The sequence below is a fragment of the Xylophilus sp. ASV27 genome (assembly GCF_016428875.1).
Taxonomy (GTDB): domain Bacteria; phylum Pseudomonadota; class Gammaproteobacteria; order Burkholderiales; family Burkholderiaceae_C; genus Xylophilus.
This window is the reverse complement of record NZ_JAELTO010000112.1, coordinates 1-14391: the sequence shown is the minus strand read 5'-3', so window position 1 is coordinate 14391 and position 14391 is coordinate 1. Positions and strand designations below refer to the sequence as shown.

The window sequence follows — 14391 nt, the reverse complement described above, 5'->3', positions numbered from 1 at the left end:
TGAAGCTCGGGCTGCAGGCCAAGCGCAAGCGCGCTGGCTGGAGCCTGCCCTATCTGGAGCACCTCATGGGCATGGGAGCGGCTCTGGGGATGGGGGGCTCTGGTTAGATGCGATTGCCCTGCCCAGGACCTACCTGGGCTACAGGCATTTTTCCTATGAATGCAAGGCCCGCGCCCCGAACGTAGCCGCCGACTTGGCGGGACGCTCAGGCAGGCCGCGGCACCAGCCGCAGGCCGCTGGCAATGCAGCCCGCCGCCGAGAACGCCGCGCCCCATGCCAGCGCCCAGATGGAGCCTTGCGCGCCGGCAAGGCCGAGCGCGAGGGCGACGAGCGCCGCGCCCATGGCCTGCCCCAGCAGCCGCGACGTGCCGACCATGCCGCTCGCGCCGCCGCTGCGCTCGGGCGGCGCGCTGTGCATGAAGGCTTTCAGGTTGGGCGACTGGAAGAAGCCGAAGCCCAGGCCGCACAGGGCCATGCGCCAGCCGATGTCCCATGGCGTGGCCTGCTCGGGCATGAGCGCGAGCAGCGCCATGCCCGCGCTGAGCATCGCCAGGCCGATCGCGCCCAGCGCGCCGGGCGGGTAGCGATCGGACAGGCGCCCGGCCAGGGGCGCGATCGCGGCCACGAAGAACGGCCACGGCGTCATCAGAAAGCCTGTCTCGATGGGGCTGCGGTGCAGCACGTTCTCGAAGTAGAACGGCAACGACACCAGCCCCAGCCCCTGCGTGGCAAACGCGCAGATCGCCGTGATGGTCGAGAGCGCGAAGGCCGGCAGGCGCAGCAGATCGACCGGCAGCATGGGCGCAAGGCGGCCGCGCTCGCGGCGGATCAGCGCCCAGCCGCACAGCAGCGCGCCGGCGAAGCAGCCCAGCGTCAGATGCCAGTCCGCCTGTTGCGCGGCCTGGCTCAACGCGAAGATCAGCAGCGCGAAGGTCGACACGTTGAGCAGCGCGGCGATCACGTCCGGCCGGTGCGCGCTGCGCGGCGTGTCGGGCAGGTTGCCGCGCGAGAAGGCCAGCGCCAGCAGTGCCGTCGGCACGTTGATCAGGAACAGCCACGGCCAGCTTGCGAACGCGAGCACGAGCGACGCGACCGTGGGCCCGATGGCAAAGGAGATCCCGACGATGAGGGCGTTGAGCCCGACGCCGCGCCCCAGCTGATGCGCCGGATACAGGAAGCGGATGAGCGCGATGTTCACGCTCATCACCGCCGCCGCGCCGACGCCCTGCAGCACGCGGGCCCCGGCGAGAAAGCCGAGCGTGGGCGACAGCGCGCACAGCAGCGACGCCACGAGAAACACCGCCACGCCGCCCATGAACACGCGCTTGTGGCCGACGCGCTCGCCCAGCGACGCAAAGGGCAGCAGCGTGGCGACCATGGCGAGCTGGTAGGCATTGACGATCCACACCGATGCCGACGGACTCGTGTCCAGGTCCAGCGCCATCTGCGGCAGGGCCGTGTTGGCAATGGCCGTGTCGAGACTGGCGAGCGAGACGGCGAGCAGGATCGCCGTCATGGCAAGGCCGCGCCCGGCGGCGGGCGGATCGTGCGCCTGCGCCCCGGCCAGGGCGTGCGCCGCCGGGGTATCGGCAGCCGGGGGCCGCTGCGGCATGACGGATCAGCCCCCGGCCGGAATCTGGTGCATGGCCTGCTCGACGTTCAGCGCGGCAAGGCCGATGCCGCAGCAGGGGCAGGCGGCATCCGAGAGAAGCTCAGTCTTGGCGGTGGTGCTCATGGTCCGGCGGCGCCGTGGCGGCGCGTGCGATGAAACGCGCCGCCTTGCGCGACGCAACGCCGCGATCGTCGCACAGTTCGGTCATTCGCACCGGCGGGTGCCGGCGTTGCCCTAGTAGGTCTTGTACGGCAGGAACTTGCCCGACAGCACCACCTGAACGCGGTCGCCCTTGGGGTCGGCCTGGCGCTGGATGTCCATGCTGAAGTCGATGGCGCTCATGATGCCGTCGCCGAACTCCTCATGGATCAGTTCCTTGATGGTGGTGCCGTATACGCTCACGATCTCGTACCAGCGGTAGATCAGCGGGTCGGTCGGCACCGGCGTGGGCAGCGAGCCCTTGCAGGGCACCACCTGCAGCCACTTCTGCTCCTCGGCGCTGAGGCCGAAGATCTTGCCGATCACCTTGGCCTGCCTGGCGTCGAGCGTCATCTGGCCCAGGCAGGCGGCGGTGGTCCATTCCTTGGACTGGCCCACTCTCTTGGCCACGGCGGCCCACTGGATGCCCTTGCTCACCTTGGCGGCGATGATCTTCTCGGTGACGTCGTTGCGGTTCATGCGGGATGCTCCTGATGGAAGTGGCGAAAGTCGAGGATGCCGCGGGCCATGCAAGCGGCGGGCCCGGAATGCGCGGCGCGGCAGGGGCGCCATGCGGCCCCGGCGCACGGGGCGGAGCGCCGGGCCCTGCACCAACGTCGCTCACGGCATGGCCGGCGAGACATGGATGCCGCCGCCCGCGGCCTTGCGCACGGCGGCCACCATGGCGCGCGCGTCGGCGCCCTTGTGCAGGTAGCCGGCCGCGCCGAGCTTGATGCAGCGCAGCGCGTACTGGCTCTCGGGGTAGGTGGACAGCATCAGCACCGGCAGCGCGGGCCAGGCGCGGCGCAGCGCCTGCAGCACCTCCAGGCCGTCGCGCCCGGGCAGGGCGATGTCCAGCAGCACCAGGTCCAGGCCGGCCGCGCCGCCCATGACCTCGATCTGCCACAGCACCTCGGGGCCGCTCTGGGCCTCGGCGCAGACGCGCATCGCGGGCGGGCCGTTGGAGGCATCGGCCAGCACCTGCTTGAGGCCTTCGCGCACCATGCGGTGGTCGTCGCCGATCAGCACGCGGATGTCGGCGCCCATGCTCACTGCCGCGCCCTGGCCAGCGGCAGGCGCAGGCACAGCGTTGCACCGCGACCGACGTCGCCGTGAACCTCGATCTGCCCGCCCAGATGCAGCGCGCGCTCGCGCATGCCCTGCACGCCATGGGCGCCGTGCGCCTCGAAGGCCCGCGGCGGGGCGCCGCGGCCGTCGTCCTGCACGCGCAGCTCCAGCATGCCTGCGCTTTCGCGCAAGCAGACCGCCACGCGCCGCGCGCGGGCGTGCCGGCCGACGTTGCCGAGCATCTCCTGGAAGATGCGCAACACCGCGATGGCCGCCGGCTCGGGCAGTCGCAGCGACGCGTCCACCTGCATGTCCCAGTCCAGCGCCAGCTCGGCCGACCGCGCGAACTCGTGCGCCTGCCATTCCAGCGCGGCCCACAGGCCCTGGTGGTCGAGGATGCCGGGCCGCAGGCCGCTGACGATGCGGCCCACGTGGTCGACCGTGCGCGCGATCAGGCCGCTCATGCCGTGGCACTTGCAGCGCATCTCCAGCCGCATGGCCTGCGCCGCCTCGGGGCTGCGGCCGGCCTGCTCGCCCAGGCGCTTGTCGAGCCAGTCGACGTCCATCTTCAGCGCCACCAGCAGGCGGCCCAGCTCGGCATGCGCCTCGCGTGCGATGCGGGTGCGCTCCTGCTCGCGCACCGGCTCCGTCCAGGCCGTGCGCTCGGCCACGCGCGGCTCCGGCGCGTCGCGCGACGGCTGCAGGGCATCGCCGCCGCGCGCGGCAGGTGCAAGGGGGAGGACGCCGGCGGACATGTACCGGGTTTAGCAATCGCCGTGCCCGGTGCGCCCTCTTACATTCGCACTCAGCCGCCCAGGTCGGGCGCCGCCACCAACGTGGAGAGCGGCAGCGCGGCCAGTTCCTGCAGCAGCAGCGCCAGTTGCCGGCCCGCGGCCTGCACCACGGCCGCGCCCTTGTCCGCGGTGGCGGCGGCGGCATTGCCGGCCGCGCCCTGGGGGTTGCAGTCCTGCATCTGCCAGGCGAACTTTGCGCTGCGGCCGTTGCCCAGGACGGGGTAGCGCGCGGCGCGGTCCGCGGAAGTGGAAGGGAAGTCGCGCGCGGCCTCCATGCGCACCAGGCCGGGCCGCAGGTGCAGCATCATCGAGGTCTCGATGTCGCCCGCGTGGATGCCGAAGCGGTGCTCGTGCGGCGGGAACCGCTGCTCCACCTCGGGCGGCAGCGGCAGCGCGAACCAGCTCGTGGACACCACCAGCAGCCCGCGGCGCGCGCGCAGGTCGCGCGCCACCAGGTCCATCGCCCCGACCTGCCCGCCATGGCCGTTGAGCAGCAGCAGCCGGCGGATGCCGGTGCGCGCCACGGCCTCGCCGATCTCGGTCCAGATGCGCAGCAGGGTCTCGGCGCTGAAGCTCAGCGTGCCGGGAAAGGCGGTGTGCTCGGGGCTGAAGCCGACCGCCTGCGTGGGCAGGAACAGCGCGCGCAGCGCCTCGGGCAGGTGCGGCAGCGCGGCCGCCACCACGCCCTCGATCAGCGCCGTGTCCACGCAAAGCGGCAGGTGCGGCCCGTGCTGCTCGGTGGCGGCCACCGGCAGCACGGCCACCGTGGCCTCGGCCAAGCCCAGGCGGCGCAGCTGCGCGAAGTCGGTGGTGCGCCAGTCGGCCCAGTAGCGCGAGGCAGGAAGGGATGCGGCGTTGCTCATGCCGGCGATCTTAGGGCGCGCCATCTGTTCGGCGGTTCTCGTGTCTTGTGCCTCGAAAGGGATCGATCCCAGGGCGCTTCCACCGCCTGCCCCGTCTTTTTTTGGTCAAAAGTGGCTGTAGCCCAGGACCCACCTGGGCTACCAGCTACATATTCAATAGCAAACCCACTATCCCGCGAGTGCCTGCAGCAGGATGCGCGGCAGCTTCAGCCAGCCCGGGCGGTGCTGGAACCGGGTCAGCAAGGGCCCGAGCATGTGCTGGCGCCGGTGGGTGATGAACCAGGGCGGCCGGGGCAGCAGCGAGAACTGCAGGGACAGCAGCCCGCGCGGGAAGGGCCGCCACGGCGCGCTGACCACGGTGCGCTCGGTCTCTTCGAGCATGAAGCTGTTGTGCACGGTGCCGATGCCCGACTGCGGCTCCTGCAGGCTCGCGCCGGGGAAGCCGCCCCACGGGCAGGCGCTGAGCAGAAAGCCCAGGCCGGTCCAGGTGTTGACGGCGATGGTGCCGTAGCGCAGTTCGGCCAGCAGTTCCTCGAAGCGTCCGCGCCCGATCTGCGCGAGGGTGCGCGGGTGGATGACGATGTTGGCGCCCAGGGTGCCGTACAGCGCTTCGTTGGCGAAGGCGATGGCCGCGCGCAGGTAGGACTCGGCGTCGGCGCCGGGCAGGGTCTTGGTGGCCAGCGCGGGCGCGAAGACCTCGTGGCGCGCGAGCCAGTCGGCGTCGCCCTGGTCCATGTCGGCCAGCACGCAGGGCGGCGCGTCGGGGCCGCGGCCGATCGCGCCGGGGTGGCGCGCATGCGCCGCGAATTCGGCGGCGCGCTCGCCGCTGCCGGGGTAGTAGGCCTCGCGCTGCCCGTGGCGCGCCATCACGCGGGCGATCTCGGCCATCAGCGCGTCGGCCTGCGGCCAGCCCTGCGGCAGCACCAGGGTCTGGCAGGCCACGCAGTTGAAGCCGGAGTTGTGCAGCTTCTGCGTGGCGATCTGCTCGGCCTGGAAGCGGATGTCCGCGCGCGACCACGGCCCCGGCACCACGATGGTGGGGCACACGGCGCCCAGCTCCGAGGTGACGCGGCGCCGGTTCAGCGGCGTGCCCAGGGCCTTGTTGCGCGCGCCCTGCGCGCCAGGGCCCCAGACGATGGCGTCGTGCGTGGCGCCGGCGCCGGTGATGTGGATTTCCTCGACCAGCGCATGCTCGCAGAGGTAGGCGCCGGCGGCGCCGTCGCCCCGGACGATGCGCAGCGCGTCGCACTCGATCAGCGGGCGCAGCGCCGCGCGCAGATGCTCGGTGAGGTAGTCGTTGACCGGATTCATCTTCAGCAGCACGACCTGGTTTTCGATGAACAGCTTCTGGAACACGTCGAGCGGCGGGATCGACGCGATGTTGCCCGCCCCCAGCACCAGGGCCAGCCTGCCGCGCCGCTCGGCCGGCGGCAGGTCGTAGGCCACGGCGGCGTGCGCGGCGAGGTTGCGCTCGTGCACGCCGGGGCGCATCCAGACCTCGGCCGACACGCCGGAGAGCAGCAGCCGGTCCCAGAGCGAATGCGGCATCACCTTCACCGCGAGCTGCCCGTTGCGCAGGCGGCGCAGGGGCAGGCCGCGCAGGAAGGCCTTGCCCTGCATCCGGGAGAGCGTCTGCATCAGGCCGTTGCAGGCCGCCATCACGGCATAGGGGCCGGAGGTCCATTCCTCGCCCGCCAGCGGCGAGCCGGCGGGAATGCGCTTCTTGCGCGCCGCCGTCTCTGCCCAGCCGGGGGCCACGCGCATGAGCGCGTCCTTGACCTGCTGGAGCAGGGCCACGCGCGCCTCGGCCGGCGTGGCGGCCCAGCGCTGCCGGGCGGCGTGCAGGGCCTGCAGATCGGCGTCCAGCGCGGCGCGGGTCTGGGGGTCGGGTGCGGGGGTATCGGGCATGTCAGTGGACTCCTGCTCGGATCAGGTCGGCGGCTTTCTCCGCGATCATGATCGTTGGCGCGTTGGTGTTGCCGCTGATCAGCGTCGGCATCACCGAAGCGTCGACCACGCGCAGCCCGGCGAGCCCGCGCACGCGCAGCTGCGGGTCGACCACGGCCATGTCGTCGGTGCCCATCCTGCAGGTGCCCACGGGGTGGTAGATGGTGTCGGCGCGCGCGCGGATCCGCCGCGCCCATTGCGCGTCGCTCATGCCGTCGGCGATGCCGAACAGCTCGCGGTGCCGGAAGCGCGCCAGCGGCGGCGCCAGCAGCACGTCGCGGGCCATCTTGGCGCCCTGCACCAGGGCCTTGAGGTCGCGCTCGTCCGAGAGGTAGCGCGGGTCGATGCCGGGGTCGGCGAGCGGGTCGCCGCTGCGCAGGAAGACCTCGCCGCGCGAATGCGGGCGCAGCACGCAGACGTGGCACGAAAAGCCGTAGCCCGCGTGCAGCCGGCGCGCATGGTCCTCGACGATGGAGATGACGAAGTGCAGTTGCAGGTCCGCCCGCTCGACCGAGGGGCTGCTGCGGAAGAACGCCGCGCCTTCCGCGAAGGGCGTGGCGATCATGCCGGTGCCGTCGCGCGCCCAGCGCGCGATGTGCCCGAGCAGGCGCAGGCCGCCGGCCAGGCCGATGCCGAAGTTGTCGGTGTCCCGGCTCTTGAAGCCCTGCACGAAGTCCAGGTGGTCCTGCAGGTTCTGGCCGACGCCCGGCAGCGCGTGCACCATGCGGATGCCGTGGGGGGTGATGTCCTCGGGCCGGCCCACGCCCGAGAGCTGCAGCAGTTGCGGCGAGCCGAAAGCGCCCGCGGCGACGATGACCTCGCGCGCGGCCTTCACCACCCGCTCCACGCCGCCCTGCCGGTAGGCCACGGCGGCGGCGCGCCGGCCTTCGAACAGGATGCGCGTGGCGCGGGCCCGGGTCTGCACCGCCAGGTTCGGGCGCTGGCCCATGACCGGGTGCAGGTAGGCGGCGGCCGCCGAGCAGCGCTGGCCGTTGCGCGCGGCGTCATGGAACTGGGTGACCTGGTAGAGGCCGGCGCCCTCGTTGTCGCCGGTGTTGAAGTCGCTGCGCAACGCCATGCCCTGGTGGCGCGCCGCCTCGACGAAGGCCTGCGTGACCGGCCGGGGCGACTTCTGGTCGCTCACGTGCAGCGGCCCGCTGCCGCCGTGGTGGGCATCGGCGCCGCGCTGGTGGTGTTCCGACTTCCTGAAGTAGGGCAGCACCGAGTCCCAGTCCCAGCCCTCGCAGCCCTGGGCGGCCCAGCCGTCGTAGTCCTGCCGCTGGCCGCGCACGTACAGCATGGCGTTGATCGCCGAGGAGCCGCCCAGGGCGCGCCCGCGCGGCTGGTAGCCGCGCCGGCCGTCGAGCCCGGGCTGCGGCACGGTGTGCAGCGCCCAGTTGTTGATCTTGCCGATGCCGGGCAGCATCGCCACCACGGCCGCGGGCGCGCGCACCAGAATGCCGTCGCCGCGCCCGCCCGCCTCCAGCAGGCAGACGCGGGCGCCGCGGTCTTCGCTCAGCCGCGCGGCGAGCGTGGCGCCGGCGGAGCCGCCGCCGACGATGACGTAGTCGAATTCCATGCCATCCCCCTGTTCAGCGCCGGGCCATCAGTGCGCGGATGCCGCTCGCGGCATTGGCCTGGGCCGCCAGCCGCTTCTCTTCTTCCGAGGCCTGCTCGCGGTCCCAGGCCAGCACCTTGGGCGTCATGAGAGCATGCCAGAGTGGGGGAATCAACGCGACGATGATGGTCGTCAGGTAGCCGTTGATCATCTGCGGCGCCTCGGGCATGGGTTTCAAGTCCTGGTAGGGCACCTCGCCCTGCGCATGGTGGTGCGAGTGGCGCGTGAGGTTGAACATGGACCACGAGCTGACGCGGCGGTTGGTGTTCCAGGAGTGGCGCGGCTGCACCGGCAGCGCCGGATTGCGCACCATGCCGTAGTGCTCCATGTAGTTGACGATCTCCAGCAGCGCCTTGGCCCCCAGGGCGCAGGCGCAGAACACCAGGGCGCCGGTGGCGCCGCCGATCCAGCCGGCGGCGGCGACCAGGGCGGCGCTCATGAGCATGCCGCGCAGCACCGCGTTGTGCGGCGAGAACAGGGCCCGGCCTTCGCGCCGCAGGCGGCGCTTCTCGATCTTCCAGGCGCTGGCGTTGCCCTTGAGGGTGGACATGAGGATGTGCGCGTACACGTTGCGCCCGCGCGGCGCGGTGGCCGGGTCCTCGGTGGTCGAGACGTAGCGGTGGTGGCCGTAGACGTGCTCGATCGAGAAGTTGGTGTCGAAGCTGAAGGCCAGCAGCCAGCGCCCCACGGCCATGGAGACCGGATCCCAGGTCCGGTGCGTCAACTCATGCGCCGGGATGGTGCCGCAGATGCCGATCATCAGAATGGTCAGCAGCATGCCGGCGCCGTGCTGCCAGGCGCTGGTGGCGGCGCGCGCGGCCAGCACGTCATGGCCCGTGCGCTGCTGCAGCCATCGGCCGAAGTCGAGGAAGTCGCCCGCGCTCACGCTCCACACCATCGCGAACACGATCAGCGCCACCAGCGGCAGCGCCAGCCACAGCTGCGCGGTCAGCAGCCCGGGCAGGCCGAAGCGCGGCGTGCTGCGGTCGTCGCCGAGCAGGGCGTCGCCCAGCACGTAGTAGACCAGCACGGCGGCCAGGCCGAGGGCGGTCCACCTCCCGCCCGCGAGGATGGCGGCGCAGGACACCAGGCCGACGGCATGGAACAGAAAGTACTTGAGGTAGTGAAGGAACATCATGGGGTGGTCTCCTGTGGGGTTCAAACGGCCGGGGCCTCGTTCAGCGTGGTGAAGCGGTCGGCGCGGATGCGCGCTGGCGCGGCGCCCAGTGCCAGCAGCCGCCGCTGGACGGCATCGACCATGGCCGGCGGGCCGCAGAGGTAGGCGTCGGCATTGCGCGCGTCATGCTCGGCGACGAAGTCGGCCACCAGCCCGCGCGCGCCCGGCCAGCCGGAGCCGCACGGCTCGGCCGACAACACCGGCCGGTAGGTGAAGGCGCCCTGCCACTGCGCCTGGAGGCCGGCGATGGCCTCCTGCTCGTACAGGTCCTGCTGGGTGCGGGCGCCCAAGAGCAGGGCCACCGGGCGCGCATCGCGCTCGCCCAGCCGCTCGGCCAGCATCGCCAGCACCGGCGCCAGCCCGCTGCCGCCGGCCACCATCAGCAGCGGCGCCGCGCCGGGGCGCAGCCAGAAGTCGCCCAGCGGACCGGTGACGCTCAGGGGCTCGCCCGCCAGGACCTCCCCATGCACGAAGCTGGAGAAGACGCCGCCGGGCACTTGGCGGATGAAGAACAGCGCCTGCCCGTCCGGCGCAGCGGGCGATGCGAACGAGTAGCTGCGCTCGACGCCCGGCAGCGCGTCGAACGCCAGCATCGCGAACTGGCCGGCGCGGTAGGGCAGCGCCTCTTCGAGCTGCACCCGCAGGCGCACGATGTCGTGCGTCAGGGGCTCGCGCGACAGCACCCGGGCGCGGCTCCGGCGCGCCGCCGCGGCCATGTCGACCTCGATGCGCACGTCGCCGTGCGGCACGCTCTGGCAGGCCAGGATGCAGCCCGCGTCGAGGTCCTGGTCGGACAGAATGTAGCTCGCCGACCTCAGTTGCCGCACCCGGCCCTGCACCAGCCGGCACTTGCAGCCCGCGCAGCCGCCGACCCGGCAGCCGTGCGGAAAGGCCATGCCGTTGCGCAGCGCGGCGGTGAGCAGGGTCTCGCGCGGCAGCACGGCGATGGTCCTGCCGTTGATCGTCGCGTTGGCGGGCTTGCCGCGTGAGAAGAATGGCAACATGTCTCGGGTCCATGGGCTGGGTTGTGCGCCCCCCCGGATCGGACGCCGTGGGAGCGGAGTGCATCTTGTGCGCCCGGTGGCCTTTCTTGAATCCGCGCAACCGCCCAAAACTTTAGAAAATGGGCCAATCTAAAGCCGTTTGGGGGTTTGTTCCTATGAGCCTTTGGGACTTCGCGCGCGATCCCGCGGGGGCGCTGACCATGCTGCAGTTCGGCGCCGAGCACGGCGTGCCGGAGCAGGTGCTGCTGCGCGGCAGCCGGCTCACGCGCGCGCAGCTCGACGACCCGAACACCGAGCTGTCGGCCGCGCAGGAACTGCGCGTGATCGACAACCTGATGGGCGCGCTGCGCCGCCCGCCCGGGCTGGGGCTGGAGGTCGGGCTGCGCTGCCACTTCTCCACCTTCGGCCTGTGGGGCTACGGCCTGATCGCCAGCGCCACGCTGGGGGACGCGGTGGACATGGCGCTGCGCTACATACAGCTGACCTCGGCCTACTCGGTCATCGAGAAGGTGGTGCGCGGCGACCACGCTTTGCTGAACTTCTCCCCGCCCGAGCTGTCGCCCACGCTCCAGCGCTTCGTGGTCGAGCGCGAGATGGGCACCGCCGCGGCGCTGCTGCAGGACATCGGCGGGCCGGGCTTCCGGCTGTCGGCGTTCTGCCTGCAGGCGGGCAAGGGACGGCTCCACACCATTCCGGAGCGCCTGCGCGCGCTCGGCGGGCTGGGCACGGCCACGGCTGGCGAGGGCTACCACGTGGCGTTTCCGGCGCGCGCGCTGGCCTCCAGGCCGCTGACGGCGAACCCGACCACGGCGGCCATGTGCGAGCAGGCCTGCCGGCGCCTGCTGGAGCGCCGCCGCGCCGGGCTGCAGGTGGGCGAACTGGTCAAGGAATACCTGGCGGTCTCGACCTCGCCCGCGATCCCGACGCTGGGCGCCATCAGCCGGCTCACCAACACCAGCACGCGCACGCTCAAGCGCCACCTGCAGCGCGAGGGCCGCTCGTTCCGCGCGCTGGTGGCCGACGGCCGCTCGGCGCTGGCGGCGGAGCTGGTGCAGGACGGCACGCAGTCCCTGGCCGACATCGCCGCGCGGCTGGGCTACTCCAGCCCCTCGTGCTTCTCGCAGGCCTTCAAGCGCTGGCACGGGGTGTCGCCGAGCGAGTACCGGCGCGGCGGTGCCCGCTAGGAGGCGGTCGGACTTGGGCGCGCCCCTGCGCCCGCCTGGCGCTGCCTATACTTCCCGCGGAAGCCCCCAGGGCACGCATGAATGGAATGAACCGATGGAAGCAATCGAAAGCCAGCCCGTGGCCGCCAGGCTGTCGCGCTCGGCGATCTTTCTCGTGGCGACGCTGAACGAGGGGGCGCAGAGCGTCCAGGCCGTGCGGGAGTTCTGCGCGGACATGGCCGCCATCGTTCGCGCGATCGGCTTCCGCGACCCGGACGGCGGCCTTTCGTGCGTGACCGGATTCGGCTCCGACGCCTGGGACCGGCTGTTCGGCGCCCCCAGGCCCAGGGAGCTGCATCCGTTCCGTGAGATCCACGGCGTGCACCACGCCGTGTCCACCCCGGGCGACCTGCTGTTCCACATCCGCGCCCGGCGCATGGACCTGTGCTTCGAGCTGGCGGCGCAGATCATGGCGCGGATCGGGGCGGCGGTCACGGTGGTGGACGAGACCCACGGCTTCAAGTATTTCGACGACCGGGACCTGATGGGGTTCGTGGACGGGACCGAGAACCCCGTGGGCCGCGCCTGCGCCGAGGCGACCCTCATCGGCGACGAAGACCCGCTCTTTGCCGGCGGCAGCTACGTGATCGTGCAGAAGTACCTGCACGACCTGCCGAAATGGGAGGCGGTGCCGGTCGAGCAGCAGGAAGGCTTCGTCGGCCGCAGGAAGCTCTCGGACATCGAGCTGCCGGACGGCGTCAAGCCGTCCTTCGCGCACAACGCGCTGACCGTGATCCACGACGAGAACGGCAACCAGCTCGACATCCTGCGCGACAACATGCCCTTCGGCGCCATCGGCAAGGGCGAGTTCGGCACCTATTTCATCGGCTACGCGCGCTCGCCCAGCCGTACCGAGCGCATGCTCGACAACATGTTCATCGGCCATCCGCCGGGCAATTACGACCGCCTGCTGAACTTCAGCCGGGCCGTCACCGGCTCGCTGTTCTTCGTCCCGACCCAGACGTTCCTGGACGACGTGGCGCCCGCACGGATCGACGGTGGCCCTGGCGCGGCGGCGGCCGCCGCGCCGGCCGCGCCCGTGGCGCATGGCTCGCTGGGCATCGGATCATTGAAAGAAGAGGACTGACGTGAACAATCTGCACCGTGAACTGGCGCCCATCTCCGCGGGCGCGTGGGACCAGATCGAGGAGGAGGCCAAGCGCACGCTCAAGCGCTACCTGGCCGCGCGCAAGGTGGTCGACCTGATCGGGCCCAAGGGCTTCGAACTGGCGGCGATCGGCACCGGGCATACCCGCGAGATCTCGTCCCTGTGCCCCGGCCTGCGGGTGGCGCAGCGGCAGGTCACGCCGGTGCTCGAACTGCGCGTGCCGTTCAAGCTCACGCGCCGGGCGATCGACGACGTCGAGCGCGGCTCCAACGACTCCGACTGGCAGCCGCTCAAGGACGCGGCCAGGACCATCGCCTTCGCCGAGGACCACGTGGTGTTCGAGGGCTATGGCGAGGGCGGCATCGACGGCATGCGCCAGGTCAGCAGCAACCCGAAGCTGCGCCTGCCGGCCGACGTCGGCGCCTATCCCGAGGCGATCGCGCAGGCGGTCGAATCGCTGCGGCTGGCCGGCGTCAACGGGCCCTACGCGCTGGTGTTGGGCGCCGGCCCCTACACCCGCCTCACCGGCGGCAGCGACGACGGCTACCCGGTCCTCAAGCACATCCAGAAGCTGCTCGACAGGGAGATCATCTGGAGCCCCGCGATCCAGGGCGGCGTGGTGCTGACCACCCGCGGCGGCGATTTCGACCTCACGATCGGCCAGGACCTGTCCATCGGCTATCTCAGCCACTCTGCCGGCGAGGTCGAACTCTATCTGCAGGAAACGCTGAGCTACCGCACGCAGACGTCCGAGGCGTCGGTGATCCTCGACCCTGCCCAGGCGCAACCCTGATGGGGTGAGCGGAGCGCCAGCGGCCGGAACTTCAGCCCCGGCCGCGCGCTCCCACCCGCACCTATGCCCCCTGCCCTTCCCCGCCGCCCGTGCGCCGGCCTGTTCCCGCGCGGACTGGCGGTTGCTATTATTTTCATAGCTTCATGCCTAGGTAGCACCTGGGCTAGAGCCCAATTTCTCTCAAAAACGGTGGCCCCGGACCCGGCCGTGGTCACCACGCCGCACGTGCGCGCCGAGCTGGTGGCCCATGCGCCCGAGGGCGTGGCGCCGGGCCGCCCCGTGTGGGCCGGGCTGCGCCTCACGCACCAGCCCGAGTGGCATACCTACTGGAAGAATTCCGGCGACTCCGGCCTGCCGACGCGCTTCACCTGGACGCTGCCGGAGGGCATCAGCGCCGGTGCGGTGGACTGGCCCCTGCCCCGGAAAATCCGCATCGGCTCGCTGGCCAACTACGGCTATGAGAACACCGTGCTGCTGCCGGTGCCGCTGCAGGTGGCGCCCGGCTTGCAGCCCGCCACCGGCCAGGACAGCATCACGCTCAGGCTGCATGCCCAGTGGCTGGTGTGCCGGCAGGAGTGCATTCCCGAGCAGGGCGACTTCAGCCTGGCGCTGCCGCTGCACAGCGCCACGGCGCTCGACGGCGCCGACTTCGAGCAGGCGCTGGCCGCGCGGCCGGCAGCGCTCGCCGGCACCGCCACGGCCCGGGCCGAAGGAGACGCCATGCGCTTCTCGGTGCGGGGCCTGCCCGCGGCGCTGCGCGGCGCCACGCTGGAGCTGTTCCCCGAAGCCCCGGACCTGCTGGAGCATGCCGCCGCCATCACCCAGTCCTGGGACGGCGCCATCTGGAACGGCAGCGTGCCGCTGTCCTCGCTGCGCACCGAGAGCCCCGCGCGGCTGCCGCTGGTCCTGGCCTGTCTCTTATACACATCTAAAAGGGGGGGGGGGGGGGGGGGGGGGGGGGGGGGGGGGGGGGGGGGGGGGGGGGG

At 71.9% G+C, this 14391-nt stretch carries 12 protein-coding genes and 1 pseudogene; 4 read left to right on the top strand and 9 right to left on the bottom strand.

Going from position 1 to position 14391, the window contains the following annotated elements; all coding sequences use genetic code 11:
• Window positions 1–205: 205 nt before the first annotated feature.
• The 9 genes and pseudogenes from JHD63_RS18815 to JHD63_RS18775 form a co-directional block, all read right to left on the bottom strand.
• Window positions 206–1612 (bottom strand): MFS transporter, encoded by a 1407-nt coding sequence (locus tag JHD63_RS18815; protein WP_198972341.1) that lies wholly within the window; start codon window positions 1610–1612, stop codon window positions 206–208.
• 234 nt (window positions 1613–1846) lie between these two features.
• Window positions 1847–2290, bottom strand: a complete 444-nt coding sequence (gene cynS / locus JHD63_RS18810; RefSeq protein WP_198972340.1) for a cyanase — start codon at window positions 2288–2290, stop codon at window positions 1847–1849.
• Between the two features lie 150 nt (window positions 2291–2440).
• Window positions 2441–2857 (bottom strand): annotated as a pseudogene (locus JHD63_RS18805) (response regulator); the annotation flags it as partial.
• Window positions 2858–2859: 2 nt separating this feature from the next.
• Entirely contained in the window at window positions 2860–3633 is a 774-nt protein-coding gene (locus JHD63_RS18800) for a sensor histidine kinase (protein WP_198972338.1), read from the bottom strand.
• 50 nt (window positions 3634–3683) lie between these two features.
• Complete coding sequence (locus JHD63_RS18795) at window positions 3684–4535, bottom strand: creatininase family protein (RefSeq protein WP_198972337.1); 852 nt, start codon at window positions 4533–4535, stop codon at window positions 3684–3686.
• 168 nt (window positions 4536–4703) lie between these two features.
• On the bottom strand, window positions 4704–6443 hold the full coding sequence (locus tag JHD63_RS18790) for an aldehyde dehydrogenase family protein (protein WP_198972336.1): 1740 nt from the start codon (window positions 6441–6443) through the stop codon (window positions 4704–4706).
• Between the two features lies 1 nt (window position 6444).
• Window positions 6445–8061, bottom strand: a complete 1617-nt coding sequence (locus JHD63_RS18785; RefSeq protein WP_198972335.1) for a GMC family oxidoreductase — start codon at window positions 8059–8061, stop codon at window positions 6445–6447.
• A 13-nt stretch (window positions 8062–8074) separates the two neighbouring features.
• Window positions 8075–9238, bottom strand: a complete 1164-nt coding sequence (locus tag JHD63_RS18780; RefSeq protein WP_198972334.1) for an alkane 1-monooxygenase — start codon at window positions 9236–9238, stop codon at window positions 8075–8077.
• A gap of 20 nt (window positions 9239–9258) precedes the next feature.
• Window positions 9259–10281 carry a 2Fe-2S iron-sulfur cluster-binding protein gene (locus JHD63_RS18775; protein WP_198972333.1) on the bottom strand — a complete coding sequence of 341 codons (1023 nt, stop codon included), beginning with the start codon at window positions 10279–10281 and terminating at the stop codon, window positions 9259–9261.
• 155 nt (window positions 10282–10436) lie between these two features.
• Between JHD63_RS18775 and JHD63_RS18770 the strand changes: the two genes are divergently transcribed.
• The 4 genes from JHD63_RS18770 to JHD63_RS18755 form a co-directional block, all read left to right on the top strand.
• Window positions 10437–11465: an AraC family transcriptional regulator gene (locus JHD63_RS18770; RefSeq protein ID WP_198972332.1), complete on the top strand. Its 1029-nt coding sequence runs from the start codon at window positions 10437–10439 to the stop codon at window positions 11463–11465.
• Between the two features lie 94 nt (window positions 11466–11559).
• On the top strand, window positions 11560–12591 hold the full coding sequence (locus JHD63_RS18765) for a Dyp-type peroxidase (protein WP_198972331.1): 1032 nt from the start codon (window positions 11560–11562) through the stop codon (window positions 12589–12591).
• A gap of 1 nt (window position 12592) precedes the next feature.
• Window positions 12593–13405, top strand: coding sequence for a family 1 encapsulin nanocompartment shell protein (locus JHD63_RS18760; RefSeq protein ID WP_198972330.1), 813 nt, complete (start codon window positions 12593–12595; stop codon window positions 13403–13405).
• Window positions 13406–13594: 189 nt separating this feature from the next.
• The coding region (locus JHD63_RS18755; RefSeq protein WP_370590574.1) for a protein-disulfide reductase DsbD domain-containing protein at window positions 13595–14391 on the top strand (797 nt) is incomplete at its 3' end.

Excerpts from the sequence above, each read along its gene's own strand:
- JHD63_RS18815 (WP_198972341.1), bottom strand. The coding sequence starts at position 1,612 with ATGCCGCAGCGGCCCCCGGCTGCCGATACCCCGGCGGCGCACGCCCTG.
- cynS (WP_198972340.1), bottom strand. The coding sequence starts at position 2,290 with ATGAACCGCAACGACGTCACCGAGAAGATCATCGCCGCCAAGGTGAGC.
- JHD63_RS18800 (WP_198972338.1), bottom strand. The coding sequence starts at position 3,633 with ATGTCCGCCGGCGTCCTCCCCCTTGCACCTGCCGCGCGCGGCGGCGAT.
- JHD63_RS18795 (WP_198972337.1), bottom strand. The coding sequence starts at position 4,535 with ATGAGCAACGCCGCATCCCTTCCTGCCTCGCGCTACTGGGCCGACTGG.
- JHD63_RS18790 (WP_198972336.1), bottom strand. The coding sequence starts at position 6,443 with ATGCCCGATACCCCCGCACCCGACCCCCAGACCCGCGCCGCGCTGGAC.
- JHD63_RS18785 (WP_198972335.1), bottom strand. The coding sequence starts at position 8,061 with ATGGAATTCGACTACGTCATCGTCGGCGGCGGCTCCGCCGGCGCCACG.
- JHD63_RS18780 (WP_198972334.1), bottom strand. The coding sequence starts at position 9,238 with ATGATGTTCCTTCACTACCTCAAGTACTTTCTGTTCCATGCCGTCGGC.
- JHD63_RS18775 (WP_198972333.1), bottom strand. The coding sequence starts at position 10,281 with ATGTTGCCATTCTTCTCACGCGGCAAGCCCGCCAACGCGACGATCAAC.
- JHD63_RS18770 (WP_198972332.1), top strand. The coding sequence starts at position 10,437 with ATGAGCCTTTGGGACTTCGCGCGCGATCCCGCGGGGGCGCTGACCATG.
- JHD63_RS18765 (WP_198972331.1), top strand. The coding sequence starts at position 11,560 with ATGGAAGCAATCGAAAGCCAGCCCGTGGCCGCCAGGCTGTCGCGCTCG.